Here is a 26,111-nt window from a genome sequence, read left to right as displayed (position 1 = left end):
GTGCCGGACCGTGTCACGCCGCCGCCTAGACTACCAACTGCCCCTGACGGGGTGCGAAACGTTGTCTCGCATGTGCCGTCATCAGCCCCTCCGGCAAGCGCGAGTCTAAATCCTCAGCCGCCATCGGCGACCACAGCGACAGCCGCAACGACCCAGGCACCGGCGCCTTCAACTCATGCGCAAATGGCTAATGTGCAGGGCGACGTGATGCTCGACGGGGCTCAGGTGGGACGATGGCTCTCCGGCGCCATGGCGCGAGAAGCAGGCCGTCCCCCCACGGCCGCACGGAGCTTCAATACACGGATGGCACCAGCCTGGCCCGGCACTCCCCTCTAAAGCTTGATCGGACACCATGACAACGACCGTTACCCTCGGCCTCGTCACGCTCCAAGCCTTCGAGATTCCCGCCACCATCACCTTCGGCGGCAAACAGCGCTTGGCGGTGCATGACCTGCCGGGCGGAGGCCGCGTAATCGACGTTCTTGGCGGTGCCGATACCGACATAACCTTTGGCGGGATCATATCAGGATCGGATGCGGATGCGCGGGCGCAACTAATCGATGCCATGCGCGTTGCCGGCACGACTTTGCCGCTGAGCTGGGGCGAGCAATACTTCATCGTCATCATCTCGGAAGCCGAGTTTGACTATCGCAAGCCGTGGTGGATCCCCTATCGCCTGCGCTGTGTCGTTCAGAGCAACCTCATATATGCGGCCGCCTCCATAGCCATTTCGGCAGCGGCCAGCATTACGTCGAACCTCGCCAGCGCGGCGAATTTCCTCAGTACCCCACAAACGGAATTGACAGCCGCGCGTGCAGCACTCGGCCAGGCAGGAGCAACCACCTATGGCACCGCCGCTTATGGCCAATGCGTCGCCGCAGTCACCGCAGCGCAATCGGCGGTGTCGACCGATGTCGCCACGACCGGCGGAGTCCTGCCGAGCCTCGACCTAGGCTTTGCAGGACAAGATGCGGCAAGCGCCGCCACCGCTGTGACGGCCACGACCGCAACCGCCGGTTCCCTCGCGGCACTGACAGCCGCGCGGGGATACGTCGGCAGTGGACTTTCGGCGTTGCAGAACATCGGAACCTGATGATGAGCAGTAGCAAGAGCACGATCACGGTGGCTGGGGGCGATCTGTTTCATATAGCCGCCGAGAACTTGGGCGATGCGACTCAGTGGATCCGCATAGCCCAGCTGAACAACCTTTCCGACCCCCTGCTGACCGGCGTCACCACTTTGCAGTTGCCTACGCCGAACCCTGCGGCGGGAGGTGGCATTGCCGGCCAATGATTTAGGTGCCGCCCGCAGCGTGTTCCTGCGGCTTGTGCTCAACGGCAACGGCATAGCCGGTGTCACCGAGGCGGAGGTTTGCACGAGTGACCATCAGGCTGCGGGTTGGTTTCGGCTTGTCATCGCCCTGGGAGCCGACGCCGACTTCACTCCCGCAATCCTCTCGAGCATGACGCAGGCAACCGCGGACATCCTCGTAGGCCTCGCACCGCCCGGATTTCCGGCGGCGGTCGCCACGTGGCAAAGCCTGATGACAGGTACTGTCGACGGAATAACGGTCGACATGACCAACGGCACCGCTCACCTGACTGGACGCGACTTCACAGGCCTCTTCATCGATACGCTGAGCGCAGAGACCTTCTCCAACAATACCTCGAGCGAGATCGCCCAGACCCTGGCACTGCGGCATGGACTGACGCCTGTGGTCACTGGAACTGCGACGCCGGTCGGCCGCTATTACCAGGACGGACACGCTTTTTCTTCGCTGCATCAGGCGAGCAGGAGGGTGACGGAGTGGGACTTGCTATCGGAACTGGCCGAGGTCGAAGGCTTCGATGTCTATGTGCAGGATACCACCCTGTGCTTTGCGCCGCCGGCCGCGGATGGGCTGCCTACCGTCTGGCAATGGATGCCGGGGGGTTCTGCCGCAACGACGCTGACGAGCCTCCAAATGGAGCGCAGTTTAGCCTTAGCACGGGACATTGTGGTCACCGTGCAAAGCTGGAACAGCCGTCAAGCGGCAATGATCACACAAACCGTGCGTTCCTCGATGCGGGGTGCCATCGCCACGACCGGTGCAGTAGGTTCCAGGACGGTGACGAACTACGCGCTGATCCGCCCAAACCTGACGCCTCAGCAGGCCATGACACTCGCCACACAAACGCTGAGTGATCTCAGCCGGCACGAACGTGTTATTACAGTGACGATGCCCGGCGAACTTGATCTCGCGCCGCGCAGCTTGGTGCTGCTGGAAGGCACCAACAGCGGCTTCGACCAGACCTACGCCGTAGACGAGATCGTCCGCCGTGTTTCGCCCCGGGATGGCTTCACGCAGACTGTCAGAGCCGTCAACACGCCTCTGCAGGCGTGACCTGATCCACCCCGTCGATTGGAACATCTTATGATGGAAGCCTGGCTCAATGCTATCCGCGCCCAGGCGGGCGTGATGAGCGGCGCTACCGGTCAGGTCCGCTGCGGAATTGTGCAGTCCGTCGACCCTGCAACCTATTGCGCGAAGGTTACGCTACAGCCTGAAGGGGTGCTCAGCGGTTGGCTGCCAATCGCTGCCAACTGGGTAGGCGCGGGCTGGGGCATGGTCTCTCCGCCTTCACCGGGCCAGCAAGTTGTGGTCCTCGCGCAGGAAGGTCAGGCTGAACATGGCATCGTCCTCGCGGGATTGTTCTCGTCGGCTGCTCAGCCGCCACAGGCGCCATCGGGCGAGATTTGGCTGGTCCACCAGACAGGTTCCTGCCTCAAGCTTCATAATGACGGGAGCATCGAGGGGAAAGCAACCATTTGGAACCTCACCGGAACCATACAGTTGACCGGCAACCTCATCGTCAGCGGCGATATCTCCGACCAAGCTCGTGCGCACGGCACGCTCGGAGACCTACGCACCATCTACGACGAGCATGTCCATCCGGATGTGCAGAACGGGCCCGGGTCTACCGGCCTGCCCATACCCCAGGCGTAGTCCGATGTCCGATATCAACCATACCTTCGGTGGTGACCTCGCGGTCGGCGCAAGCGGCGATCTTGCCGCTGTTTCCGGCAGCACACTAGGCCAACAGCGCGTGCTGCGTCGTCTTCTGACAAATCCAAGCGATTACATTTGGCAACTGACCTATGGCGCCGGCTTGCCCTCGATGATTGGCATGCCGGTGGATGCGGCCGCCATCGCGGGCTTAATACGAAGTCAGATCTTCCTAGAGGGTGCTGTAGCCCAAACGCCTACACCGTTGATCGACGTACAGGCACAGAGCAACATCGTCTCGCTGCAGATCACCTACACCGACGCGAGCGAGACGACCGCCCAGGCGATCAACGTCGTTATGACGGGATAAGTTCCACGCGAGCTTCCTTCGATTTCGATGCACGCCTCACGCCATCCCTTCGATCCGATTCGGGAATTTGATCATGCAGCTACTCCTGCGCAACTTCAGCACGCTTGTGGAGCAAACAGCTGCAGCCGTGCAAGGTAGCGCGGCTCAACTTCTCGACTTCACCACGGGTTCCGTACTTCGTGCTCTGCTAGAAGCCAATGCTTCGCTTGGTCTCTGGCTTCAGTGGCTTATCCTGCTCGTGTTGCAGACAACGCGGCTCGCCACCAGCAGCGGCTTGGACGTCGACAGTTTCGGCGCCGACTTTGGCATGGCCCGGTTGACCGCCATCGCGGCACAGGGAAGCGTCACCTTCAGCCGCTACACGCCGACGATGACGACCCTCATCCCAGTTGGCACGACCATCACCACAAGTGACAGCACCACGCAGTTCTCGGTCGTTACCGACACCAACAACGCGGCCTGGAGCGCCAGCCAGAATGGCTATCTGCTTGGTGTCGGCGTGGCATCAATCAGCGTTCCCGTCACCGCCACGGTGCCCGGGAGCGCCGGGAATGTTCTCCCCGGCACCATCAGCCTTGTCACCAGCGCACTCCCCGGTGTCGACACCGTGACCAATGCGCTCGCTTTGACGATTGGTCTTGATGCTGAGACCGATGCCGCCTTCCGCCTGCGTTTTCAGAGTTTCATCAACAGCCGCACACGCGCCACGCTGCAGGCGGTGAACTACGCCACGACAAGTATCAAGCAAGGTGTGAACTGCACGGTGCAGGAAAACACGGACGGTAATGGCGACTATACGCCTGGTAAGTTTTTGGTCACCGTGGATGATGGATCGGGTTTCCCGCCTGCTTCGCTGCTGAGCTCCATCCAGACTGCGGTAAACTTGGTGAGGCCTGTTGGCTCCATCTTCGCCGTGAACGCGCCAACGATCATGCTCGCCGATATCTCGCTCGCGCTCAGCATCGCGCCAGGCTCAGACAGCGGTATCGCAATCTCAGCCGTTAATTCTGCCGTAACGAGCTTTGTCAACAACCTCCCCGTAGGGGGCAGTCTGGCCTACACGCGCCTCGCGCAACTCGCCTATGGCGCGAGCTCCGCCGTCAACAACGTGACCGGCCTGACCCTGCAAGGGGGCACCGCCGACCTCGAAGCAGCTCCCGCCATGGTCATCAAGGTCGGCTCTTTGGCAATCTCTTGAGGAAAAACCGATGACCGGAGATCAGCAGGACATGCGTGCGCGGCTCCTCGCCGCATTACCGAATGGCTGGTTCGCGGACGACGCGCCGGTCCTCTCAGGACTGCTCAACGGCCTCGCGAGTGCCTGGGCCTGGCTCTACACCCTGCTTGCCTATGTCCGCCAGCAGAGCCGTATCGCTACGGCGACCAACGGCTGGCTCGATCTTATAGCCCGTGATTATGGAGGCACCGACTGGGGGCGTCTTACCGGCGAAACCGATGCCGCGTTCAGCGCCCGTATTCGCCGCAATCTCCAGGCGACAAGCGGGACAAGGGCGGCGCTGATCGAGGTTGTCACCAATTTCACCGGCCGCACGCCCGTCGTTTTCGAGCCGGCTTACCCACCCGATACCGGGGGACTTGGCACCACCGGGCTTGGCTGGAATACGACCGGTGGCTGGGGGAACCTCAACTTGCCGTTTCAATGCTTCGTCACCGCCTATCGACCGGCCGGCGGCGGCATTGCGAACAGCGGAAGCTGGGGCAGCCTTGCCGCAACGACTACGCAAAATCTCAGTCTTGGAGGCTGGAATAACGGTGCCCTGCAATATGGCGACGCCACACTAATCGAAGGCCAGATCACCGACGCACAAATCTTCGCAACCATTGCGAACTGCCTGCCGGCGGCGACGATCGCTTGGACCAGACTGTCCGATTGAGTGCGCATCGGCACCTCAGGCGGCCGCCGTGGATCGAGACGGCTGTTCCCGTGGAGCCTTAGGCGGTGAGCATGAACACAACGCCCGTATCCCCCTTTAGGACCTTCTCATGGACCGGCAGATTGTCTATCCCGCCTCGATCCCGCTCGACACGGACTTCCTGTCGCAGAACCGCAGTGCCATGGTGGCGCTAGGTGCCCTGGCACAGGCCGTGCTCGGCACAACTACGATTGTGGACGGCCTTGCTTGTCAGCCAACTTCGCCCGCGTCACTGAGCGTGACCCTGAGCGCGGGTTCAGTGACGCAATTCGGGCCGGTCGACGCGCTGGCCTTCGGGTCGTTGGCCGCCGACACGGCCGACCAGATATTGAAGATGGGCATCAACCTTAGCCCCACAACCTTCACGCTCTCCGCCCCGCCCACGCCCGGTGAAAGCGTAATCTACCTGATCGAGGCTACATTCGCCGAAACCGATGCGACCGCGGTGGTGCTCCCCTATGTCAACGCCGCCAATCCGGCTCAACCCTATTCGGGCCCGAATAACTCGGGCGTTGCACAGAACACACGGCGCATTGAGCGGGTACAGCTACAGCTCAAAGCCGGAGCCGCTGCGAACACCGGCACCGAAACAGCACCGGCGATCGACACCGGCTGGTCAGGCCTCTATCTCATCACCGTCAACAACGGACAGAGCGCCGTCGTTGCTGCCAATATCGCTGCGCATCCGGCGTCGCCGTTTCTGAACTTCAAGCTGCCGATCCTGACGCCCGGCTTTTCCCGCCGCGTCGCTTACGCCGAGACCACGTCCTTCACCGTCCCGCTCGGCGTAAGCCTGATCCGAGCAACCGTCATTGGTGGTGGTGGTGGTGGCGGCGGCTCAGACGGCACTTATGCAGCAGCCGGCGGCGGCGCGGGCGGCTTCGCAAGCGGCACCTTTGCGACAACCCCAGGCAACGTGCTCGCCATCACAGTCGGGGCCGGAGGCCTGGGAGGTGCCGCAGACGCTTCTGGCGCTCCCGGCGGAGCCTCCATGTTTGCTGGCTTCTGCAGTGCCAGCGGGGGGACAGGCGGACAGTACATGACCGGTCAGTCGACCTTCGGTGGTGCCGGCGGCCAGGGCAGCGGAGGCGAGCTTTCAGGTTTCGGCGGGTGCGGTTCCGACGGGCAGAACGGCACGACCGTGATCGGCGGCAACGGGGGCGCCAGCATGATGGGCGGTGGCGGCCGAGCCTCCACAGCGACCAGCGGGACGGCCAACAGATCGATCAACGGTCAAGCCCCAGGTTCCGGCGGAGGTGGGGTCTACAACAGCACCGGCAGCGCCACAGGCGGGTCGGGCTCAGCCGGCCTCGTCGTGCTGGAGTATTGACATGTCCGCTTCCGCCACCCCCGCCATCCACACCTGGAAGCCGAGCGCGGCGCGCACGCTCACCATCACCGGGTTCACGCCGCGAGCGCGCGGGGCATGCCCTGCGCCAACCGCCGGCAGCATCGTCGCCTGGCCAGTCAAAGACCCAGCCGACGTTCTTGACTACGTCTACGATATCTCGTCCGCCATCTGGGGTGATGAGGGAGACAGCATCGCCTTCCTCAACATCACGATCAGCCCCGCTGCGGCGGGCGACCTAACCCTCACCTCCACCACCAGCAATGGACACCAGGCGATCCTGTGGCTGAGCGCCGGGCAAAGCGGCACGACCTACAGCGTGACGCTCACCATAGGCACGCTCGCCGGCCGCGGCTTTCAGCGCACGGTGATGCTGCCTTGCCTCTCTCTCTCGGTAGAACCGCCGCTTGGCACCGAACTCGTGACCAATACCGGGGCTCCGATCGTCGACCAGTCCGGTAACCCCATCTTCATCGAAAGCTGACCGAATGCCCACGATCGATCAGTTGCAGGCGGCGATTGCTAGTGCCGATACCGATGAGTTGGCGACGTCTCAGAACGGAGATACCCGCAAGGTCACTCGCGCTCAGCTGCTAGCAGGCCTGCAACCGGCGATTTCCGTGCCGCCTGGAGCTTTGCTCGGCAATAGTACCGGCACGGCGAGCGCGCCGTTACCAGTGACCGTCGGCGTCAACCTCACCCTGGCTAACGGTATTCTTGCGGCGCCAGCCCCCTTCGTGATCAGCAGCCTGGCGTCCGGGACGCCCCCGGCACCGACAGACTTGGTGGCCCTTTCACAAGGCGGCACAGCCAATGCAGTGTCTTACAGCACATTCCTTTCCAGCCTGGCGACACTACCAGGTTTTGATGCGTCACCCCTGCATGCGATGGCGACCGGCGCAACCACTTCGCGAACGTTTGCAGCTCTTCTTGGCGACACTGTTTCGGTAGAGGATTTCGGTGCTGCCGGGAATGGCAGCACCGACGATAGTGCGGCTTTTCATGCCGCAATAGCAGTTGGACTACCGATCCGACTCGGCCCCAAGAGCTATGTCGTGAACGGGCCACTCCCACTAAGCAGCGCCACCTGCCTCACGCTTATAGGTGTGCCGGGCCAAACGACCTTGCGCCGGCTGACACAAAGCAGCGGATCCAGTTGGATCACGTTGACGGCCTCCCTCATCCATGTGGAGGGCATCATCTTCGACGCGAATGTAGGCCTGACCGGCCCCTGCAATTGCGTGACCGTTGTTGCGAGCTGCGTCCGCTCGACCTTCCAGCGCTGCTCCTTCACCAACGCAGTATCGGGTGACGGGCTGGTGTTTAGCACCTCGGATCCCGTCTTCGCCCGGCACGCCGTTATTGGCTGCGAAGCTTTCGGAAACTCGAACGGCATAAGCTGTGCTGCCGCTGACGGCGTGACCGTCAGCGCGTGCCACTTGCATGACAACACCGTCGCCGGGATTTACGTCGATTACATAGATCCAAATCACGTAGTCAAGACGCGGCTTACGACGATTGTCGGCAACCAATGCTCGAACAACCAGATAGGTATAGTTGTCGGCGACTATGCGACTTCCTACGCCTCACCCGCGAGCATCACCAACGAGACGGCGGATGCCACGGTCTGTTTGGTGGCAAGCAACATCTGTCACGATAACACCGAGTACGGGATCGTTTCCCAGGGATACAACATTCTCATTCACGGCAATGTCGTCTACAACAACGGCGGGTCGAACCTCAACAACGGCGGCATTCTCGCCAATTCGTGGGCGAGCTCAATCACGAACAATATCGTGACAAGCCACCAAGGCTTTGGAATTGACGCCGGAGCTGCAAACTTCACCTTGATCGCAGGCAATTTGGTCACCACGTCGCGCATTGGCATCAATGCAGGGGGTGCTCAGGAGCCACGGATCTCTGGCAACTTCATCGCCAACACCAGTTATTATGCGGTCGTTATCTACAATAACGAGACGAACGCCGGCGGCTTGCCAATCGGCGTTCCTTCCGTGGACGTTTCAATCACCGAGAACACGATCGACATGCCGTTGGGCGGCGGTGGCATTCTGCTGATAGACGGGCCACAACAGGTACAAGTAGCCCGCAACAACTTCATTACGGCACCAAGTGGCGATATAAGCCTCTGTCTGCTGCCACTTACGAATACGGTGACTGTAGAGGGTAATCTACTCAACGGCTCGGGGAGCGTGTTCTTCAGCAATCCCTACATCCCCGGGAACGGTAACTTTGTAGGGCTGAACAGTCTCCTTTATCCAGATGTCGTGGACGGTATATCCATCCAAAGCAATGCTGCGCCCATCCAAAGCCTACGCTCGCTCAACGCGAACAACTACGACGATTATGTCACCTTCGTCACTCTGACGGCAGGGGGTACCGGCTATACCAGTGCGCCCAAAGCCAACTTCAGCGGCGGCGGCGGCTCCGGCGCGGTGGCGACCGCTTTCATCACGAACGGTGTCGTTATTGGCTTCCGCATGGTCTCGCTTGGGTCGGGCTACACCTCCGCACCGACCGTCACGTTGAGCGGCGGCGGTGGGTCAGGTGCAACTGCAACTGCATTCATTGGGATACCTGTCCCGAAAAACCGGCGTCTCCGGGTCTTCTGCGCTGTAGCCGCACAATGGTCCTCTGCCGGCACTAACCCAATTCAAGCAACAGGTTCCGGTGTTTCAATCACAACGCCGGCTAACTCCGAAATCGAATGGGTCGGACTAAATGCGGGGTGGTATGCGAGCCGCTACCAGCAAACGGACTACGTACAACCTGGAACCGACGGCAGCGTGACCCTAACGAACCTGTCCGGAGACATGCGCATGCATCCCTCCGGCAGCGGGGCCGTGCGGTGGGTCAACGATGGCCAGGCTACTGGCTGCACCACAAGCGTTGGTACAGGAACGCCCCAGGGAGTCGTGACAGCCCAACCAGGTTCGGACTACCGCAACCTTACGGGGGCTGCCGGCAGCGTCTTCTGGATCAAGCAGACCGGGACGGGCGCGGCAGGCTGGGTTGCGATCGCTTAACGACCTGATGCCAGAGCGGTCAATCCGGGCTCTCGATTAGCCGAAAGAGGTTTCTGCCATGCCCACTATCGCCCATCTTCCCGTGGCCGGACCCTTGTCGGTCACCGATACCCTGCCCATCGATCAGGGAAACGGCACCAACGGGGTAACGCTCGCGACATTACTTGCGGGCCAGCAGCCAGCGATCATGACGCCTACCGGCAGTCTGCTGGGTCGCGTGTCACTCGGTGCCGGCGGTCCGGAAACCATCAGCCTAGGGCAAGGGCTCGTTCTGACCTCCGGCACGATCTCGGTCGGCTCGATCAGCGCACTCCTGGAAGGAACAACAGTCGATCAACTGCAGCCTGCCGCCATCGCCGCCGACAGCGATCTGCTGGCAGTGGACCAGGGCGGTCCCTCGCTGGTGCGGCAGACCATGGCAGCACTCTGGAACTATATCGACGGTAAGTTGCCCATCGCCACGCAGCGCGTCGTCGAGCTCACAACGAATACTGTTCTTGACGCGACAGCACATAACGACGCGATCCTCGTCTGCAGCCAGCCGCTCACTCTGTCGGCGAACTTCGCAAACATGGGTTCCGGCTTCGCGTGCGACGTTTTAAATCTCTCGGCCGGTGCCGTGACGATGGGAACCGGCATCACCGGTGGCTCGGGCACGACCAGTCTGCCAACACAGACGGGGACACGGATCGTGGCGGTCAGCTATTCCGGCGGCAACCTGGTCTATTGGGCCGGACCGCAAACCGCAGCAGCCGCGTCATCCAGCAGCACGACATCCGGCGGGTCGTCCGTATCCTCCGGTGGCTCGACAGTAACGTCCGGCGGGTCGTCCGTATCCTCCGGTGGCTCAAGCGTCACGTCGGGAGGCTCGTCCGTATCGTCCGGCGGTTCGAGTATTACCTCAGGCGGAACATCCACGAGCTCCGGCACTGCTACCATAGCGTTCGTAACGGCCCCGTCGGGCAGCTACACGAACGGTCAAGGCAGTATTGCGGTGAATGCCACTTTGTTTCCCGGAACTGCCGCGGCGGGTATCCAGTTTGGCTTTTCCAACTCGCCGACAGTTGCGCCGACGAGTTGGACAGCCGGTGTCCTGGTCAATACCGAAAGCAGTGGCGCAACCTTTTGGGGCGCCTATCTAACGGCTCCAGGAACGGCTGGCACCTATTTCTGCTGGGCACAGGCACTTGCGAACTCGGCATCCGCGATAAGCGCCGCCATAATCGTTTTGTAATAGCAACTTCTACAAAGTAGCTCAGCGTCATGAGCCCGCACGTTCCGCAGTGGAACGGATGACGTTCGCCAAGATGCTAGCAACCCTGATTCGCTCGCGGCGTCACCGCCGTGACACCCCTCGTAAGACGAGTTCCCCATGATCACACAACAAGGCGCCTTGAACACGACCGCTCTGGTCGTGCCGGATCTCTATGTACAGCTTGTGCCGCCAAGCGTCACCTCGCTGAATGGAGTGCCAAGCAATGTAATCGGTCTTGTCGGCTCCGCAAGCTGGGGACCGGTGGACGTCCCGGTTAGTCTAGGCACCATGGCTGAGTATGCTTCCGCCTTCGGACCGGTAAGGAACCGCCTCTTTGACATGGGCACTCATGTGGCAATCGCCGTTCAACAAGGCGCCGCCGCCTTCATCTGTGTCCGTGCCGCTGATGGCACCCAAGCTCCCGCCACCGGCCCCGGCCCTTCCGGCTGCATAACCTTCACGGCGCTCCACCCCGGCAGCCTGGGCGATCAGATCTCGATCACGCTCGCCGCAGGGAGCAAGGCAGGCAGCTGGGCAGCCATAATGGGCATCCCTGGGCTGACGCCTGAACACTTCGACAATATCGAAGGCGTGGGAGCAGGCTTCTGGAGCACACTCGCCGCCGCTCTAAACACCGGGGCCGGTCAGCCTTCCAGTCGCGCCTCCACCTTCGTGACCGCCAGCTTGGGCGGCGGCGCCACGGCTCCCACAGCCGCGACTTACACCCTCAGCGGCGGAGCAGACGGCGCCACAGGGGTTACTTCAGCCATCCTTACCGGAAGCACAACCGCTCCGTACACCGGCATGTACGCGCTGAGCGGGCAAGGCTGCTCCATCCTTGATCTCTGCGATGCCGTCGATCCGGGCCAATGGTCGGCTATCGAGGGCTTCGCCTCATCCGAGGGGATGTATGCCATGCTCGCCGGGCCGGCCAGCGATACCATCAGCAATGCCATCGCCATCAAGGCATCGGCTGGTGTTGACAGCTTCGCGGCGAAACTTCTCTTTGGCGACTGGCTATGGTGGTGGGACGCGACCAACGGAACGCAGCGGCTGGTCAGCCCTCAGGCGTTCGCGGCCGGCCGGCTCGCCAACCTATCCCCGGAGCAATCAGGGCTCAACAAGCCGTGCTTCGCCATCGCGGGAAGCCAGACGGTCGGGTTGCCGGGCTCAGGCGTTACCCGAGCCTACAGCTCCGCGGAACTTGCAGCTCTATTCGAGGCAGGAATAGACGTCATTACCAATCCAGGCGCAGGCGGCCTTGCGATCTGGGCACTCCGCCTCGGCCACAACAGCAGCAGCAACCCGGCGATCAGCGGCGACAACTACACGCGGCTGACAAACTTTATCGCCGCAACACTGAGCGCCGGCATGGGCATCTACGTAGGGCAGGTCATCAACACCGCACTCCTCCGCAACATTCGCAGCACGTTGATGAGCTTTCTTTCGGGGTTGCTGAGCCAAGGCTTGCTGGGCAGCAACAACGGGTCGCCACCTTTCGCCGTCCTCTGCGACAGTGTGAATAACCCAAACAACCGTTTGGCACTCGGCTACGTGCAGGCCGATGTGCAAGTCCGCTACCAAGGCATTAACGAAAAATTCTTAGTAAATTTAGGTGGGGGCGCCAGCATACTGGTGACCACAACATCGGTCGCTGCCTCCGGTAGCGGTAGCGGCGGTAGTGGTTCGAGCGGCGGCACGGGCACCGGAGGCTCGGGCGCTAGCGGCGGCGGCACGAGTGGCGGCGGCACAACCACGCTGAGTTTCCAGTCACCGCCCGTCGGGCACTATACGCCCGGACAAGCCGCTATTGGGGTTAATGCTCTTCTCGCCCCAGGCAGCAGCACAGCCAGTATCCAGTTTGGCTGGTCGGCCTCGGCAACTGTCTCGCCTACGAGTTGGACGGCGGGCATTTACGTCAATAGTCAGTCCAACGGCGATTCGCTTTACGCCGCCTACCTGAGCGCCCCCTCCGCGGCCGGGATTTACTACGGCTGGGTTGAGACGGCCGATGGAAGCGTGCGAGCCGTCTCCGCCAGCGTCACGGTCAGCTAATGCTTTTCGCAGCCCTCAATAAGCCCTTGCTGGTGTCGGCCGGTGTGGCGCTGCTCACCTCTGCCGGCAGCGACGGCACCACAACCGTCCCGCCGCCGGCGACCTTTTCCGGCCCGACCCCTGCCGCCATTACCGGCCTCTCCGGCTGGTGGGATGCTGGAAGGGCCAGCGCCTGGAATGAAGTCGTAACGAGTCTGACGGACCAGTCCAGCAACAACCAGGCGATGACGCCTTACCACTACTACAATGCGAGCGGCGTGCCGGGAGCCTCGCTCATCGCGACACCACGGCTGAACGCGCTGTTGGGCGGTCTTGGAGCGAAGGTTTCACAATCCACGAACAGCGCTGCTCCCACCTACGCGCCGACGCTCGACCCTGATACCGGCCTGCAACTGCCGAGTCTGTCGTTCGCACCGGATGCCCCCTGGACGCGGATGCTGGTTTGGAGCCGGCCGAACCTCAGGCAGGGCACGTACTACGTCAACGCCAACTCGGTCTCGTTGATCTGCTCGAACGGGACCGTACTCCTCTCCCTGTCGACAACGGGCAACACGCTGACGCTGTTCCCCACCAGCGCTAAAGTTGTATTGTCATTGCAAATCACGCGTCGTCATACCCATGCCATTATCCTGCGCAACACTCCTGGTATGGGCGTAGATGCCTGGCTGGATGGCGTGCAGGTGGCAGCTGCCGTGCCCAACCCGCTGCCGACCGCCACCGTTGGCCAGATCGTGCTGATGCACGAGATGGACCTGCAAGGTGCCGCTCAGCTCTGGTTCCATGAGATGGCAACCTGGGAACGCGCGCTTGATCTTCCACGGTTCTCGTGGACGGTTTACGCTACGTCTGCTGCTTGCCGTTCTGCCTGGTCTGGCGTGCGGTAGTCCAGGGCCGAATGAAGGCGCTGGCGATTGTAGAAACCCTCGACATACGCGAACAGGTCTCGTTTGGCATCGCCCCTGGTGGCGTAGGTCCTATGATGCACCAGCTCGGTCTTCAGCGTGTGGAAGAAGCTTTCCATTGGTGCGTTGTCCAACGGGTTGGCCCGTCGGCTCATGGACGGGATGATGCCTGCCGCCTTTAGGGCCGTTTGGTAGTCGTCGCACGCATATTGGACGCCGCGGTCGGAATGCTGGACTAGGCCCGGGCCGGGCCGCTGACGTTGGATGGCCATCATGAGCGCCGATGTTGCCAGCTCAGCGCGGAGATGATCACGCATGCTCCAGCCGACGATCTTGCGAGTGTGCAGGTCCATGACGGCCGCCATATAAAGCCAGCCTTCTTCGGTTGCGATGTAGGTCAGGTCTGCCAGCCAGACTTGGTTCGGCGCCGCAGCCGTGAACTTCCGGTCTAGCAAATTTGGGGCAATCGGGAAGGCGTGGCGGCTGTCGGTCGTTTGCACCCGCCGTCGGGGGACGACGAGACCGCGCAGGCCATGGCGGCGCATCAGCCGCTCAACCCGGCCACGGCCAGCCTTTCTTCCGTGGGCCCGCAGAGTGGCATGCACACGAGGACTACCGTAACGGCCTCCACTATTGGCGTGCACTTGGCGGATCTCGGACAGCAAGGCATGGTCGTCGATGGCGCGCTTGCTGTCCGGCCGGCTCCGCCAAGCATAGTAGCCGGCAGTTGAGATGCCCAGCACGCCGCAGAGCGCCTGGACCGGCCAGAGGTCTCGGTAGTCCTCGACCACGCGGAACCTCATCTCAGCGGTCCCGCGAAGATCGAAATAGACTTTTTTAAAATGTCGCGCTCCATGCGCAGCCGGTCGCACTCGCGCCGCAGCCGTGCGATCTCCGCAGCCTGGTCAGCCGTCGGAACAGGCATGCGCTTGAGAGAGGGGGCAGTTGCCAATCGTACCGCCTCAACCGCGGCAGTGCCGCCGCCATACTGCCGCACCCATCGGCACAGCAATGTCGGGTGCAGGCCGACCTCGGCCGCCACTGCCGTCGACGTACGCCCGCTGCTCACCACCAGGTCAACGACCTGGCGCTTATAATCCTCTGTATAGGAACGTGGCTTGGCTCTCGTCGCCTGCTGATCCATCAAACACCTCCAGCTAAATCATGCCTCTGGGTGTCCACGCAAACCAGGGAAGATCAGCTAGACGCCGCGGACTTGACGACGCTCGTAGCTTGCGGCAGACGCTGGATGCTGGGCGCACGCAAGGGTGTCTCATTGCTTATCATGGGACAGTCGAACTCGAGCTACTTTGTCGCTTCCGGCGGCGCACAGGTAATGGCGAACGGACTTGCCTGGTACTTGGGCGCCCTCGCCGGCAACATCGTCTTCCAACCCTCTGGCGCTTACCTGAACCCCGCGCGATACACGCAGGTGAACGGTCACCCAATCTCGAACTCCACCGCCCCGCTGTTTCCGTCCGGTGTTGGGAACGGGACCTTCCTCACCAACCCCGGCGACAGCTCAAGCCCATCCACCTGGGCGCTCGGCCCTGACGGGCTGGCAACCGAGGCTTTCCTACTCGGGTCCTTCGCCATCCCGACCGCTGCGGATCTTGCGGACATCGCAGCTATCGTCTGGCCATGGACGGAGCAGGACAGTACCGCACCCTACTCCCAAAAGGCGTTATACTCCGGCACAGTGGAGCAGTTGGCTGCACTGACGCGCGGAATGCTCGGCCGCACGGCGGCCCAACTGCCGCTGTTAATGTGGAACGCAATACCCTACGAAACCGATGCAGGCGTGCAGATGGTGCGCGAGAGCGTCGCCGATATCGCGGCCAAACCCAGCCAGAACCTCCGCGTCTTTGCGGCACAGACGGCGGATAGCATCCCGTTGAGCGCCACCTACGATGCCGCTAACGGCACCTGGACTGGTGGCGATCCGGCGCATCGGGACGAGACAGACGAATTCGTGTTCGGAGTGCGGGGGGCTCATGTCGCCGCCCGGGCTGCACTCGCGGCAAGCTTTGGCGACGCACTCACTTCGATACCTTCAGGCATGCCGTTAGCAGGCCCGTTCATCACCCATGCCTACCATCAAAGTGGAACCGAGGTCTTAATCACGCTGACCCACGACGCAGGCACCGACATCCTGTTACCTTTGCAGGCAGCCAATGGCGCCGGTTGGGCCGTTATGGATGGCGGCTCAGTGGCCTCGCCCGGGCCTATCATTACGGCAACAGCTGCGAGCCGGATCGACCCTACGCATCTGCTTGTGACGCTGACGAGTCCGCCGGCGAGCGCCTCGTCCGAGTGTCAAATCTTCTACCCCTATGGCTCGACGCAGATCGGCCGGGGCGATGCGGTCACGGACAACTTCTCTACCCTCGGCTGGCCGGCAGGGTGGGACATGCCGGGCGACCTCGGCGAGGCCTGGGCGATGAATTTCCCGGTCCAAGCCACCAGCTACGGCTTTCCTCTCAGTAGCACCCCCACGTGATCACGCACGGAGCCGAAGGCAGCATGAGCGCCAATGACTGGGTCGGTATCGTTACTGTTACGGTCACGATCTTCGCGCTCTACGCGTCGGCTCTGGCCTGGCTGGTTGGGCAGAGCGGAAGGCTTCGCACGGAGACCAAGCGTGACATTGAAACTCTGGAAGCGATCGCCGAGCGTGGCCTGGACAAGATCCAAGCTCAGGAGTCGAAGTCCAGGCAGGAGTTGGGAACGTCTCTCCAGGCTGGGCTCCTTTCCCTGCAACAACAGGTGAACCAGCTTCGTGACGGGAGCGCCACGAAGCCAGAGCTGGCGGCGGTCGAGCAGCGTTTAGCCGCGACTTTGAATGAGTTCAAAGCGGAGACGCGCGCGGAGTTCGCGAAAATCGCGCAGAAGGTGGACCGTTTACCGGCGATGGAGGCCCATTTGACGGCTGTTAGTCAGATGATCGAGAAGCTTAGCGCTGCGCTGATGGTCCGGATCTAACGACGAAGGAGCGACTGTTATTTGCGGATTTACCATCCGTTAAGCTGGAGAAAAACCAGCAGCTCGCGCATTCAAATCGAGTTTGGTATCAGCGCTTTTGAGAGCCAGTTCCTTATCTACCTCAGTATTCTCGGGATCGAAGACCTTGTGAGCGAGAATGCCGCCCAGCTCGCGGATCATATTTTGATCAAGAAATCCAAACTTATCGGCAACTTCATACCCTTCATCGATTGCGGCCTTCAGGTCGTATAGCGCGCCAAGGGGCCTGGTATGGAGAACCGCAACCCGGTCGATGACCGCAATTTTGGTCAGCGGACCATCAACCAACTTCGTCCAGACATAATCGAGACCAAAGCCGCTTTCGTTGAGGTCGAAGGTATGAACACAGCGCCTGAGGGCTTCCACTGAGAAGATTGGTGCCATAACCTCGACCATGGTCACAAAGCGAAGGAGGAAGTCCGGCTTCTGCTGGCTGAGCTTGAGATTGATCACGCCGTCCGGATCAAGGGAAGGCTGTGCCAGCTGCAGTTCATACTCGCCGCAAATGTTAAATAGAATGTTCAAGTCACTCCACTTCATCTGCAGGTCGTCATCCGGAAACATGATGTAGTCATAGCTCCAGAGGACGCTCGCTTTATGCATAAGGTTCTTAAGCGCCCTGAACTTTCGCTGTCCGTTCTGAAAGCAAACAAACTCTGAGAAATCATCCGGTGGGAATGTTTCGGGCTGGCCGTAATAGGAGATGCAGAGATCCCAGGACCGGTCGCCATCCGGGATGTCTCGCAACCAGCTGGAATGAAGCGACTGCTCGTTCGCGCGCAGAACCACCAGATGGCGCCGCCGACCCACGGAGCGCCGCTGCATAAGCTTAATGTGCGTCGAGTAGGGCACCGGGCCGTCGTCGAGGACGATCTCACGCAAAAAGTGGATGACGGAACCGTCGCGATGCCGCCCCTCAAGCCGAAGACGCCCATCAGGCTCTACTGAACTGCGATCAAATACTGTGCTGGGTAATCCAACCTCATCTAACAGAGCAACTTTGCCATCCAAAATCGCCCAACTGTTCTCGTTAGCGTGGCGATAACCTAGCAAACGCCCTCCTGCTCCAAACCTCAAAAGAGGCGCATAGATGACGCTCTTACTGTGACCAAAGCACCAAGATCGCTGAAGCAGGTGATCCTCATTCACAGCGATGTGCATGGCAGCACCCAGGTCTTCTTCTATTAACATTTTATGTCTACTTAAGAAATGACTAAAACGATGCTTCATCATTATATTGTGTCGGTGGCGACAGGTGAAGCACTTTTTCTAGTTCGTTGTTAAATCCGCTCGAGCACGGCTCCGCGGATTATTGATCAACAACGCTTTACATTTATCAGGAGCGGACCATGGATCTTTCGCCAATCGTGGAAGCAGCGGCTACGCTCGCATCTGCCGTATTCGCAGCTTCTGCACCGATCGTCGTGCTAAAGCTTAACAGCATGCTGAAGCTCAATCTCGACCAAGCCCACCGCACCGCCATTTCCACTGCGCTTGATAATGCGCTCGGCCTTGGGCTGCAGCTAGCGGAGGAGGCCGGAGATGCTCATCTCAGCAACGTCACGATCCGCAGTGCGGCCCTTACCGCTATGGTCGGCTATGTAAAGCAGACTGTCCCCGCTGCCGTGAGCCATTTCGGGCTTACCGATGCCTCGATCGCCCAGAAAGCGGCGGCTCGGCTGGCGTCGGCACTCCATGTTCCGACGGCAATGGCCGCGGCTAAGCCGACAGGCGCTGCCATTACGCCGGCTGGCCTAGTCCCCGCCGCAGCATGATTGGGCCAAAACACTCCTCCTGACGAAGGTCGACGGCGCCTCCTCGCGCCATCTCCAGCCCTGCAAGCAAGGTGCTCGCGATGGCGGCGCGTCGAGCCAGCGGCTCCGGTGACATCTTCTCGGGCAGGAAATTCTGCAGCTCCGTCCACTCAGGCGCCTGACCCATCATCAAGCCTAGTCGTCGCAGTGCATCCTGCACACTCCACCATACCATTGGGCGGGGAATGTAACGGCGATTGGCAGCCTGCCGGCGCAGGGCTGCAACATGGCCTCGTAGCAGTCCCGGCAGATCCAGCCTCAAGCCGGAACGGTCCGTCTCCGTCAGGTCCTCTGGCATGCCGCGCGCGAAAACATCAACTCCAAGCTGGGGCGAGTTGCCCAGCCATCTCGCCGCATGCCGCATCGTTTGTAACTCGGCGAGACGACCAGCAAGTGTATCGGCGAGAAGTCCGGCATTCTCCGCCTCCTCCACCCCGGCAGGAACCAGAAGGCGCGACTTCAACCAAGCTAGCCAAGCCGCCATCACTAACCAGTCCGCGGCGAGTTCTAGCCGCACCCGGCGCGCGCCCTCGATGATCGCCAGATACTGGTCGACGAGGGAGAGGATGGAGATATTGGCGATGTCGAGCTTCTGACTTCGCGCAAGGTCAAGCAGGAGATCAAGCGGCCCTTCGAAACCATCCAGTCGGACCATTAGACTGTGGCTATCGGAAGCGCTCTCAGACACTTTGGCCCGCAAGGTTGAAGACGAGACGCATTGTCCATGGCACGACCCGATTTAGCAGCGTACCAACAGGGTCGAACTGCCAGCCGAGTTGGCGTGCCGCTGTGGGGATGATGAAGATGAACAGCAGGACAACGGCAATCCCCGCACGCTCCACCCGGGCCCATTGCTGGGCGAGAGGCAGGGGCAAAAGCCCCACGATGATGCGACCGCCATCCAACGGCGGGATCGGAAGCAGGTTGAACAGGCCGAGCACGACATTGGCCAGGATAAAATCTTGGATAAAGCTTGCGGCAGGCGCCATGGCTCGCGGCGAGACGTAGGGCAGTAACCAGCCGCAGAGCGCCCCGAGCCACGCGAGGAAGAAATTCATGGCTGGTCCCGCTGCCGCGACCATCATCATACCGCGGCGTGGATCTCGAAAGCGCCAGGCCGCAACCGGTACCGGTTTCGCCCAGCCAAACATGAAGGCGACCCGCCCAATGGTTATGAGCTGACCGATCAGCAAAATCCCGGGCAGGATTATGGTGCCCACGCGGTCGATGTGCCGCACAGGATTCAACGACAGTCGTCCCGCGAGTTTCGCCGTGTCATCACCCAGTGCCCAGGCGGCATAGCCATGGGCTGCCTCATGCAGCGTGATAGCGAGAATTGCTGCTGCAGCACCTATAATGATCTCCAATATGACGCCGCTCACGTCCCTACTCCCAGCAACGCCGCACGTTCTGCCAGCCAACCCGCCAGATTCGGTAAGGCAGGCTCCGGCCGCAAAGCGCGCAGACGCTCGCCAAGCCTCTTATCGTCCGGCAGTGCCTCAAGAATTGCCGTATTGCCCGCCGTATCACCCGGGCAATAGAGGGCGACGTCGCAGCCAGCCGCCAAGGCGGCCTCCGCGCGAGCTAAAGGCTTGCCCTTCAGGGCGTTCATCGCCAGATCATCCGACAGCAGCAAGCCGCCAAACCCGATCGCCCCGCGGATCACGGACTGGATGACGGTTGGGGAAAGCGTGGCGGGACGAATATCATCCAAGCCTTCGTAAAGGATGTGAGCCGTCATCATACAGCCGATAAGTTTCGCCGTCTGGCGGAAGGGCGCGATATCGGCAGACCAACCCGCGCCCTCAGCTGCAACCCGTGGCAATCCCAGGTGGCTATCCGTTCGGGCACGGCCATGCCCGGGAACATGTTTGGCGACGGCGATAACACCGCCCGCCGCAAGACCCTCTGCCATCGCGAGCCCCAGCCCCGCCACCGCACCCGGGTCGCCACCAAAACTTCGGTCGCCGACGACATGGTCCTGGCCTAGCACGGCGAGGTCCAATACCGGCGCGGCGACCATGCTGAAACCCGCAGCCAAGCATTCCGCGCCGATAGCGGCCCCATGCAGCCAAGCCGCACGCAAGCCGGATTGGCCGCAGCGCTCAAAGAGCGCCGCGATCATTCCTGCCGCCGGATGAGCCGCCCAATGCGGCGGACGAAGGCGTGCGACGCGCCCACCCTCCTGATCAACCATAACCACGGCATCCGGCAGAAGCACAGCGCGCAGCGCCTCCATCAGGCTCGCGAGCTGCCGCCGGTTGACGATGTTGCGACCGAACAGGATCACACCAGCGGGCGGCAACCGCTCGAATAAGCTGGCCTCGTCCGGTGTCAGAATAGGACCGGCGATACCAAGAATGGCGGGTTTCAGGACCACATTCAGAAGAGAGCAACCGTGCAGGCGGCCCCCTGGGCACGAACGTCGATGCAAAACCGGGCTGCATCAGGAACCGTAGCAAAGCCCGCGGTCCGCACGCGCCAGAAGGTGTGGCCGCTGACGTGCGCCTCTGCGAAGATCGGGCGCCGCCCCTCGAACAGAGTTGGCATCCGGTGCGCGAGGCGCTCCCACTCGCGAACCGCAGCGCTTTGGCTGGCAAGCGCCGCGAGTTGAACACGGACATGATCGTGATCCGGTGATGAAGCAGGCAGATCGTTTTCCTGCGCGAGGTTCTGCGTCCCCGCCGACGGAGCTGAGGGGGGAACGTTCAGCACCGTCTGCTTCGGTGCGGCCGGAGCTGGGATTTCCGGCACTGAGGGCACCGGCACTGCCTCCATCGAATTCGCCTGGGCGGTTGGCGTCGATATCACGGCTGCTGACGGGGCTGGAGACGGCGCCGGAGCAGCGCGGGTTGCAGGCGCCTGCTCCTGATCGGCCGCCGCCGCGAGCGCGGCCGGGTCGGGCGCTTCAGGGGCAGGCGCAAGATTGGCTCCCCCGCCTGATCCGGAATTTCCAAGCAGCGCGCTGGTCTGCGAGTTCACCTGAAGCCCACCGGGATCGTCCGGCTTGACCTTCACGGAGCCGGGTGGCGCTTGAATGACCGGGACGCCCTCCGAACCACCGGTTCTCGCTGCAAGGTAGCCGATCACGCACAGCACCAAGACCGCGCCAATAGCACCCGCCGCTGCAACCGTTCGCCGCGCCTCAGCCGCGCGTCGCTGTGGGGCGGACCGGTAGCCCGGCGGCGGAATGCGAACCTCGTCTTCCCACATTCAGCGCATCTCCTCGGCAGGGATCACCCCTAGAACAAAAAGCCCCGAGCGGATCACGGTGGCCGTCGCCGCCACCAGAGCAAGCCGGGCGTTGGTTCCACCCTCGTCCTCCGCCTGGAGGAAACGCAGCGTCGAGTCGTCTCGGCCCTTGTTCCATAGCATATGAAAATCGCCGGCTAAGTCATAGAGAAAGAAGGCGATCCGGTGCGGTTCGCGTGCAAGCGCCGCGCCCTCCACCAGCCGTGGCCAGCTGATAAGCCGGCGGATGAGCGCCAACTCCTGTGGGTCATCCAATGCGGAGAGATCTGCGTCCGCCAGCGCCTCCGGTGCCACCCGAGCGGCACCCCAGTTAGCTAGCGCGGCACGTAAAACGCTGCGGCAACGTGCATGAGCATACTGTACATAAAAAACTGGGTTTTCGCGTGTCTGCGCGACCGCCTGATCGAGGTCGAACTCCATCTGCGCGTCCGATTTCCGCATCAGCATGATGAAGCGGACGGCATCTCGTCCGACTTCGTCGAGTAAGTCCCGCAGGGTCACGAACGTGCCGGCGCGCTTTGACATGCGCACCGGCTGCCCGCCCCGCATAACGTGCACGATCTGGCATAGCACGACCTCGAGCGGGACGCGGCCGTCGGATAAGGCCTTCACAACCGCCTTCATGCGCGACACGTAGCCGCCGTGGTCGGCACCCCAGACATCGATCAGCACCTCTGCCCCACGCGCTATCTTGTCCGCGTGATAGGCAATGTCATTGGCGAAATAGGTGTTGGAGCCGTCGGATTTGCGCAGCGGGCGGTCCACGTCATCGCCGAATTCCGTGGCCCGGAACAGTGTTTGCGGCCGCGGCTCCCAATCCTCCGGCGTCTTTCCTTTAGGCGGCTCTAACACTCCCTCGTAGATCAGCCCCTTGGCGTCGAGCATTTCGATTGCGCGAGCCACAGCGCCACGGTCCAGAAGGGCCCGTTCCGAAGAGAAAACGGCCTGGCTGACGCCGAGGAGCGCCAAGTCAGCCCGGATTTCCGTCATCATCATGGACAGGGCCAGTTCCCGCACACGGTCGAACCACAAAACCGGGTCGGCGATGCCGAGTTCGGCGGTGGCGAGCGTCGTGCCATATTGATCGGCAAGTGCCTGTCCCACGGGGACAAGATAGTCACCCCGATACTGGAGACCGGTTGGCGTTGCGCCCTCAAATTGCTCCACCGTGATCGGGCTTTCGATGGCCTGCATATAGCGCCAGTAGGCGGCCCAGCTCAGCGCCTGAACCTGGCCCCCGGCGTCGTTGACGTAATATTCGGTCGTCACCGCGTAACCGGCCTTGGTCATGACGCCCGCGAGCGCGTCGCCCACAACAGCACCCCGGCAGTGGCCGATATGCATAGGGCCGGTGGGGTTGGCGGAGACATATTCCACATTTACACGGGCGCCGGCGCCAACCGTGCTGTCCCCGTATGATTCGCCCGCACGGAGAATCACAGGGATTTGGTCGAGCAGCGTGCCTGGGCTCAGCCGTAAATTGACAAAGCCTGGACCAGCGGGCTCGGCGCTATCGAGTAGCGGATTGGCTGCCAAGCGCTCAGCCAACAACTGGGCCAGCACGCGCGGAGAATGGCCCGAGGGTTTTGCCGCAACCATGGCGGCGTTGGTCGCCATGTCTCCATGCGCCGGGTCTCGTGTGGGCGTGACCTCCACACGCGCCAAGTGCTCGAATGTTAGTTGTGGTACAAGCGCATGAAGCGCTTCCACGACATGACCCCTCATGAAGGCAAACAGATTCTGGCTCATAACCCGTATCAGCCTTGAACACCGAGGTCGGTCAACCTGCGATACTCCTCCCGGGCGTAACGATCGGTCATGCCGGCTATGTAGTCCCGCACCGTCTCGGCGGCTCGCTGGCTGCCAGCGGCTCCGGCACACGCGCCCCACTCATCTGGCAGCAGGCTGGGATCCTCCAGCAGCAGCGCCGCAAGGGCCGCAGTCGCGCGCCGCGCTTTCGCCGCCATACGGTTCACCCGCCAATGTCGGTACATGTGGGAAAAGAGGAAAGCCTTGATGGCCCGATTGGCCTCGGCCATCGGGCGGCTAAAGCCGATCACCATGCCCGGCGCCGCACGCACATCATCGACCGATTGCGGATCGACACGCTGGAGCATCGTCCGGCTCTCCTCCACGACATCCCGGACCAGCCGGTCCAACACCCTCCGGATGGTTTCATGCCTCAGCCGCCCTTCCGGCAAGCCAAGCTTCATTGCGCCGGCTTCCGCCAGGCATTCCCCCACCAGCGGCAGCGCCTCAATGTCGGCAAAGGTGAACAGATGCGCGCGTAGCCCGTCATCCAGATCATGGCTATGGTAGGCGATGTCGTCCGCTAGCGCGGCAACCTGGGCCTCTGCCGATGCATACGTGGAGAGTTCAAGCGGATAGATAGCATCAAACTCGGCGATGTAGCCTGTCGGGGACGTTATAGGGCCGTTATGCTTAACCAGTCCCTCCAGCGTTTCCCAGGTCAGATTAAGCCCATCGAACCCGGCGTAGCGGGCTTCCAGCAGCGTGACGATGCGCAGGCTCTGAGCGTTGTGATCAAAACCGCCGAATTCCTTCAAAGCCATGTTCAGCCCAGCCTCGCCCGGATGACCGAAGGGCGGGTGACCGAGGTCGTGGGCCAGCGCCACGGCTTCGGTCAGATCCTCATCCAATCGCAGTGCCCGGGCGATAGATCGCGCGATCTGCGCGACCTCGATGCTGTGGGTCAGGCGCGTTCTATAGAAGTCGCCCTCGTGGTTGACGAAGACCTGAGTTTTGTATTGCAGCTTGCGAAAGCCTGTAGAGTGGATCACGCGGTCGCGGTCCCGCTGATAGGGGCCGCGCATGCCACCGTCCGGCTCAGGGATCAGGCGGCCGCGTGAGGTCTCTGCCTTGGCGGCATAGGGGGCAAGCTCCATGGCGGCACGGCGGCCCTTCAACCGGATGATTCGACGCGCTATAGTATGGGCATGAGCACCCATACGTCGAATTTTGGCCTGACCGAGCGTGCCGTGGCGCGCATCTCCGAGATATTGGGCAGCCAGCCAGCTCCGGCCGCGTTACGAGTGGCTGTTCTCGCCGGGGGATGCAGCGGGTTCCAATACAAGTTCGATTTGGATGAGGCGCCGGCGGCTCCCGACGATCTCGTGATCGAAGAGGCAGGCGCCCGTGTTCTGGTGGACCCAGGCAGTCTCGATCTGCTAGGCGGGGCGCAGCTGGATTATACCGACGCCCTCATGGGGGCGCACTTCGCCATAAAAAACCCAAACGCCACCTCCTCCTGCGGCTGCGGCACCAGCTTCTCGATCGACTGAGGCAGGCGACGAGGCGTGCGTATCGCGACCTGGAACGTTAACTCGATTAGGGTTCGTCAGACGCATGTAAGGCGCTGGCTGGAGCGCGTACGTCCCGATATCGTCGTGCTTCAGGAAATCAAATGCGAAGCTCACGCTTTTCCGGCGGCAGTATTCGCGGACCTCGGCTACAAGTCCGAAGTCGTCGGTCAAAAGGCATATAACGGCGTCGCCGCCCTCTCCCACCGGAATATCGTCATCCATCACCGGAGCCTGCCCGGATTGACGCCGGATGATTCGCAGGCCCGCTACATCGAGGTCGAGACCGAGGGCCTGACGGTCATCGGCATCTACCTGCCGAACGGTAACTCCGGGGGAGAGGCTGGTTATTCCTACAAGCTTGCCTGGATGGATGCGCTCTGCGACCGTGTCGAGGCGTTGCTGGCGGAAGACCGGGACCTCGTCGTCACCGGCGACTTCAACGTTTGTCCCTCGCCCTTGGACTTCTCTGCCGGTGCGTTGCCGCCAACCGATGCGCTGCTTCGGCCTGAGACGCGTGCGCGATTCAGGCGGCTTATTCATAACGGCCTCACGGACGCGGTTCGGGCGCTGCATCCGACATCCCCGGCCTTCAGCTTCTGGGACTACCAGGCAGGTTGCTGGGAGCGCGACCGAGGTTTGCGGATCGACTTCGCACTTCTTTCGCCGCGTTTGGCGGAGTGTATGGTCGCCGCCGCCCCGGACCGGGACGAGCGCGGAGCGGAGCAACCATCAGATCACGTACCTGTCGTAGTTGATCTGGTTTGGCCAGAGACTGCTAAAGCAGCTTAGGACACGCTGCTGGCGCAA

26 protein-coding genes are annotated in these 26,111 nt (G+C 61.8%); 18 read left to right on the top strand and 8 right to left on the bottom strand.

What is annotated here, in order from left to right; all coding sequences use genetic code 11:
* Positions 1–352: 352 nt before the first annotated feature.
* The 13 genes from ACOEQ1_RS00880 to ACOEQ1_RS00820 all read left to right on the top strand — a co-directional run bounded on the left by ACOEQ1_RS00880 (position 353) and on the right by ACOEQ1_RS00820 (position 13,876).
* Entirely contained in the window at positions 353–1,093 is a 741-nt protein-coding gene (locus tag ACOEQ1_RS00880) for a hypothetical protein (protein WP_419757353.1), read from the top strand.
* 2 nt (positions 1,094–1,095) lie between these two features.
* Entirely contained in the window at positions 1,096–1,293 is a 198-nt protein-coding gene (locus tag ACOEQ1_RS00875) for a hypothetical protein (protein ID WP_419757352.1), read from the top strand.
* On the top strand, positions 1,280–2,383 hold the full coding sequence (locus ACOEQ1_RS00870) for a hypothetical protein (RefSeq protein ID WP_419757351.1): 1,104 nt from the start codon (positions 1,280–1,282) through the stop codon (positions 2,381–2,383). Before ACOEQ1_RS00875 ends, ACOEQ1_RS00870 begins: the two co-directional genes overlap by 14 nt.
* 30 nt (positions 2,384–2,413) lie before the next feature.
* Positions 2,414–2,986: a phage baseplate assembly protein V gene (locus tag ACOEQ1_RS00865; protein WP_419757350.1), complete on the top strand. Its 573-nt coding sequence runs from the start codon at positions 2,414–2,416 to the stop codon at positions 2,984–2,986.
* Between the two features lie 4 nt (positions 2,987–2,990).
* Entirely contained in the window at positions 2,991–3,356 is a 366-nt protein-coding gene (locus ACOEQ1_RS00860; RefSeq protein WP_419757349.1) for a hypothetical protein, read from the top strand.
* A gap of 73 nt (positions 3,357–3,429) precedes the next feature.
* On the top strand, positions 3,430–4,554 hold the full coding sequence (locus ACOEQ1_RS00855; RefSeq protein ID WP_419758603.1) for a baseplate J/gp47 family protein: 1,125 nt from the start codon (positions 3,430–3,432) through the stop codon (positions 4,552–4,554).
* Between the two features lie 10 nt (positions 4,555–4,564).
* Positions 4,565–5,251, top strand: coding sequence for a hypothetical protein (locus ACOEQ1_RS00850; protein ID WP_419757348.1), 687 nt, complete (start codon positions 4,565–4,567; stop codon positions 5,249–5,251).
* 109 nt (positions 5,252–5,360) lie between these two features.
* On the top strand, positions 5,361–6,620 hold the full coding sequence (locus tag ACOEQ1_RS00845) for a hypothetical protein (protein WP_419757347.1): 1,260 nt from the start codon (positions 5,361–5,363) through the stop codon (positions 6,618–6,620).
* A gap of 1 nt (position 6,621) precedes the next feature.
* On the top strand, positions 6,622–7,122 hold the full coding sequence (locus ACOEQ1_RS00840; RefSeq protein WP_419757346.1) for a hypothetical protein: 501 nt from the start codon (positions 6,622–6,624) through the stop codon (positions 7,120–7,122).
* A gap of 4 nt (positions 7,123–7,126) precedes the next feature.
* On the top strand, positions 7,127–9,682 hold the full coding sequence (locus tag ACOEQ1_RS00835) for a right-handed parallel beta-helix repeat-containing protein (protein ID WP_419757345.1): 2,556 nt from the start codon (positions 7,127–7,129) through the stop codon (positions 9,680–9,682).
* A 94-nt stretch (positions 9,683–9,776) separates the two neighbouring features.
* Positions 9,777–10,916 carry a hypothetical protein gene (locus ACOEQ1_RS00830; protein ID WP_419757344.1) on the top strand — a complete coding sequence of 380 codons (1,140 nt, stop codon included), beginning with the start codon at positions 9,777–9,779 and terminating at the stop codon, positions 10,914–10,916.
* Positions 10,917–11,054: 138 nt separating this feature from the next.
* Positions 11,055–12,992, top strand: a complete 1,938-nt coding sequence (locus tag ACOEQ1_RS00825; protein ID WP_419757343.1) for a phage tail protein — start codon at positions 11,055–11,057, stop codon at positions 12,990–12,992.
* The gene (locus ACOEQ1_RS00820; RefSeq protein ID WP_419757342.1) at positions 12,992–13,876 is read left to right on the top strand and encodes a hypothetical protein; all 885 of its coding nucleotides are present in this window, start codon (positions 12,992–12,994) and stop codon (positions 13,874–13,876) included. The genes ACOEQ1_RS00825 and ACOEQ1_RS00820 overlap by 1 nt, the downstream gene beginning before the upstream one ends.
* Here the strand turns inward: ACOEQ1_RS00820 and ACOEQ1_RS00815 are convergent.
* A protein-coding gene (locus tag ACOEQ1_RS00815; RefSeq protein ID WP_419757222.1) for an IS3 family transposase occupies positions 13,828–15,038 on the bottom strand; the annotation gives its coding sequence in 2 pieces (ribosomal slippage) (positions 13,828–14,717 and positions 14,717–15,038; 1,212 coding nt in all). The genes ACOEQ1_RS00820 and ACOEQ1_RS00815 overlap by 49 nt on opposite strands.
* Before the next feature lie 105 nt (positions 15,039–15,143).
* Between ACOEQ1_RS00815 and ACOEQ1_RS00810 the strand changes: the two genes are divergently transcribed.
* Together ACOEQ1_RS00810 and ACOEQ1_RS00805 are read left to right on the top strand one after the other, a co-directional pair.
* Positions 15,144–16,394 carry a hypothetical protein gene (locus ACOEQ1_RS00810; protein WP_419757341.1) on the top strand — a complete coding sequence of 417 codons (1,251 nt, stop codon included), beginning with the start codon at positions 15,144–15,146 and terminating at the stop codon, positions 16,392–16,394.
* 23 nt (positions 16,395–16,417) lie between these two features.
* On the top strand, positions 16,418–16,876 hold the full coding sequence (locus ACOEQ1_RS00805; RefSeq protein ID WP_419757340.1) for a hypothetical protein: 459 nt from the start codon (positions 16,418–16,420) through the stop codon (positions 16,874–16,876).
* A 39-nt stretch (positions 16,877–16,915) separates the two neighbouring features.
* Here the strand turns inward: ACOEQ1_RS00805 and ACOEQ1_RS00800 are convergent, their stop codons facing one another.
* The gene (locus tag ACOEQ1_RS00800; protein ID WP_419757339.1) at positions 16,916–18,148 is read right to left on the bottom strand and encodes a hypothetical protein; all 1,233 of its coding nucleotides are present in this window, start codon (positions 18,146–18,148) and stop codon (positions 16,916–16,918) included.
* Between the two features lie 116 nt (positions 18,149–18,264).
* Here ACOEQ1_RS00800 and ACOEQ1_RS00795 point away from each other — a divergent pair, with 116 nt between their 5' ends.
* A complete protein-coding gene (locus ACOEQ1_RS00795) occupies positions 18,265–18,690 on the top strand; it encodes a hypothetical protein (protein WP_419757338.1) in 426 nt (141 codons plus the stop codon).
* On the opposite strand, the gene ACOEQ1_RS00790 is transcribed toward ACOEQ1_RS00795, so the two are convergent.
* The 6 genes from ACOEQ1_RS00790 to ACOEQ1_RS00765 are packed head-to-tail and all read right to left on the bottom strand — an operon-like array spanning position 18,656 to position 24,887.
* Positions 18,656–19,384: a segregation and condensation protein A gene (locus tag ACOEQ1_RS00790; RefSeq protein WP_419757337.1), complete on the bottom strand. Its 729-nt coding sequence runs from the start codon at positions 19,382–19,384 to the stop codon at positions 18,656–18,658. The genes ACOEQ1_RS00795 and ACOEQ1_RS00790 overlap by 35 nt on opposite strands.
* Before the next feature lie 25 nt (positions 19,385–19,409).
* Entirely contained in the window at positions 19,410–20,111 is a 702-nt protein-coding gene (locus ACOEQ1_RS00785) for a site-2 protease family protein (RefSeq protein WP_419757336.1), read from the bottom strand.
* Complete coding sequence (nagZ, locus tag ACOEQ1_RS00780) at positions 20,108–21,109, bottom strand: beta-N-acetylhexosaminidase (RefSeq protein WP_419757335.1); 1,002 nt, start codon at positions 21,107–21,109, stop codon at positions 20,108–20,110. The genes ACOEQ1_RS00785 and nagZ overlap by 4 nt, the downstream gene beginning before the upstream one ends.
* 2 nt (positions 21,110–21,111) lie before the next feature.
* Positions 21,112–21,942: an SPOR domain-containing protein gene (locus ACOEQ1_RS00775; RefSeq protein ID WP_419757334.1), complete on the bottom strand. Its 831-nt coding sequence runs from the start codon at positions 21,940–21,942 to the stop codon at positions 21,112–21,114.
* The gene (argS, locus tag ACOEQ1_RS00770; protein ID WP_419757333.1) at positions 21,943–23,730 is read right to left on the bottom strand and encodes an arginine--tRNA ligase; all 1,788 of its coding nucleotides are present in this window, start codon (positions 23,728–23,730) and stop codon (positions 21,943–21,945) included.
* Between the two features lie 8 nt (positions 23,731–23,738).
* Positions 23,739–24,887 (bottom strand): deoxyguanosinetriphosphate triphosphohydrolase, encoded by a 1,149-nt coding sequence (locus tag ACOEQ1_RS00765; protein WP_419758602.1) that lies wholly within the window; start codon positions 24,885–24,887, stop codon positions 23,739–23,741.
* Between the two features lie 51 nt (positions 24,888–24,938).
* Between ACOEQ1_RS00765 and ACOEQ1_RS00760 the strand changes: the two genes are divergently transcribed.
* Complete coding sequence (locus ACOEQ1_RS00760) at positions 24,939–25,283, top strand: HesB/IscA family protein (RefSeq protein WP_419757332.1); 345 nt, start codon at positions 24,939–24,941, stop codon at positions 25,281–25,283.
* A gap of 15 nt (positions 25,284–25,298) precedes the next feature.
* A complete protein-coding gene (xth, locus tag ACOEQ1_RS00755) occupies positions 25,299–26,093 on the top strand; it encodes an exodeoxyribonuclease III (RefSeq protein ID WP_419757331.1) in 795 nt (264 codons plus the stop codon).
* The last annotated feature ends 18 nt before the right edge of the window (positions 26,094–26,111 follow it).

Origin of the sequence: Acidisoma sp., from assembly GCF_965199065.1 — a bacterium.
Classification (GTDB): Bacteria; Pseudomonadota; Alphaproteobacteria; order Acetobacterales; family Acetobacteraceae; genus Acidisoma.
The sequence above is the reverse complement of the archived record's forward strand: the minus strand, read 5'-3'. Positions and strand labels throughout refer to the sequence as shown.

What these genes read in the sequence shown, in the direction of transcription:
- ACOEQ1_RS00805 (WP_419757340.1), top strand. Translation starts at nt 16,418, where the DNA reads ATGAGCGCCAATGACTGGGTCGGTATCGTTACTGTTACGGTCACGATC.
- ACOEQ1_RS00760 (WP_419757332.1), top strand. Translation starts at nt 24,939, where the DNA reads ATGAGCACCCATACGTCGAATTTTGGCCTGACCGAGCGTGCCGTGGCG.
- ACOEQ1_RS00800 (WP_419757339.1), bottom strand. Translation starts at nt 18,148, where the DNA reads ATGATGAAGCATCGTTTTAGTCATTTCTTAAGTAGACATAAAATGTTA.
- ACOEQ1_RS00840 (WP_419757346.1), top strand. Translation starts at nt 6,622, where the DNA reads ATGTCCGCTTCCGCCACCCCCGCCATCCACACCTGGAAGCCGAGCGCG.
- ACOEQ1_RS00775 (WP_419757334.1), bottom strand. Translation starts at nt 21,942, where the DNA reads ATGTGGGAAGACGAGGTTCGCATTCCGCCGCCGGGCTACCGGTCCGCC.
- ACOEQ1_RS00845 (WP_419757347.1), top strand. Translation starts at nt 5,361, where the DNA reads ATGGACCGGCAGATTGTCTATCCCGCCTCGATCCCGCTCGACACGGAC.
- ACOEQ1_RS00860 (WP_419757349.1), top strand. Translation starts at nt 2,991, where the DNA reads ATGTCCGATATCAACCATACCTTCGGTGGTGACCTCGCGGTCGGCGCA.
- ACOEQ1_RS00835 (WP_419757345.1), top strand. Translation starts at nt 7,127, where the DNA reads ATGCCCACGATCGATCAGTTGCAGGCGGCGATTGCTAGTGCCGATACC.
- ACOEQ1_RS00820 (WP_419757342.1), top strand. Translation starts at nt 12,992, where the DNA reads ATGCTTTTCGCAGCCCTCAATAAGCCCTTGCTGGTGTCGGCCGGTGTG.
- ACOEQ1_RS00795 (WP_419757338.1), top strand. Translation starts at nt 18,265, where the DNA reads ATGGATCTTTCGCCAATCGTGGAAGCAGCGGCTACGCTCGCATCTGCC.
- ACOEQ1_RS00850 (WP_419757348.1), top strand. Translation starts at nt 4,565, where the DNA reads ATGACCGGAGATCAGCAGGACATGCGTGCGCGGCTCCTCGCCGCATTA.
- ACOEQ1_RS00865 (WP_419757350.1), top strand. Translation starts at nt 2,414, where the DNA reads ATGATGGAAGCCTGGCTCAATGCTATCCGCGCCCAGGCGGGCGTGATG.
- ACOEQ1_RS00880 (WP_419757353.1), top strand. Translation starts at nt 353, where the DNA reads ATGACAACGACCGTTACCCTCGGCCTCGTCACGCTCCAAGCCTTCGAG.
- ACOEQ1_RS00790 (WP_419757337.1), bottom strand. Translation starts at nt 19,384, where the DNA reads ATGGTCCGACTGGATGGTTTCGAAGGGCCGCTTGATCTCCTGCTTGAC.
- ACOEQ1_RS00810 (WP_419757341.1), top strand. Translation starts at nt 15,144, where the DNA reads ATGCTGGGCGCACGCAAGGGTGTCTCATTGCTTATCATGGGACAGTCG.
- ACOEQ1_RS00825 (WP_419757343.1), top strand. Translation starts at nt 11,055, where the DNA reads ATGATCACACAACAAGGCGCCTTGAACACGACCGCTCTGGTCGTGCCG.
- ACOEQ1_RS00765 (WP_419758602.1), bottom strand. Translation starts at nt 24,887, where the DNA reads ATGGAGCTTGCCCCCTATGCCGCCAAGGCAGAGACCTCACGCGGCCGC.
- argS (WP_419757333.1), bottom strand. Translation starts at nt 23,730, where the DNA reads ATGAGCCAGAATCTGTTTGCCTTCATGAGGGGTCATGTCGTGGAAGCG.
- ACOEQ1_RS00875 (WP_419757352.1), top strand. Translation starts at nt 1,096, where the DNA reads ATGAGCAGTAGCAAGAGCACGATCACGGTGGCTGGGGGCGATCTGTTT.
- ACOEQ1_RS00855 (WP_419758603.1), top strand. Translation starts at nt 3,430, where the DNA reads ATGCAGCTACTCCTGCGCAACTTCAGCACGCTTGTGGAGCAAACAGCT.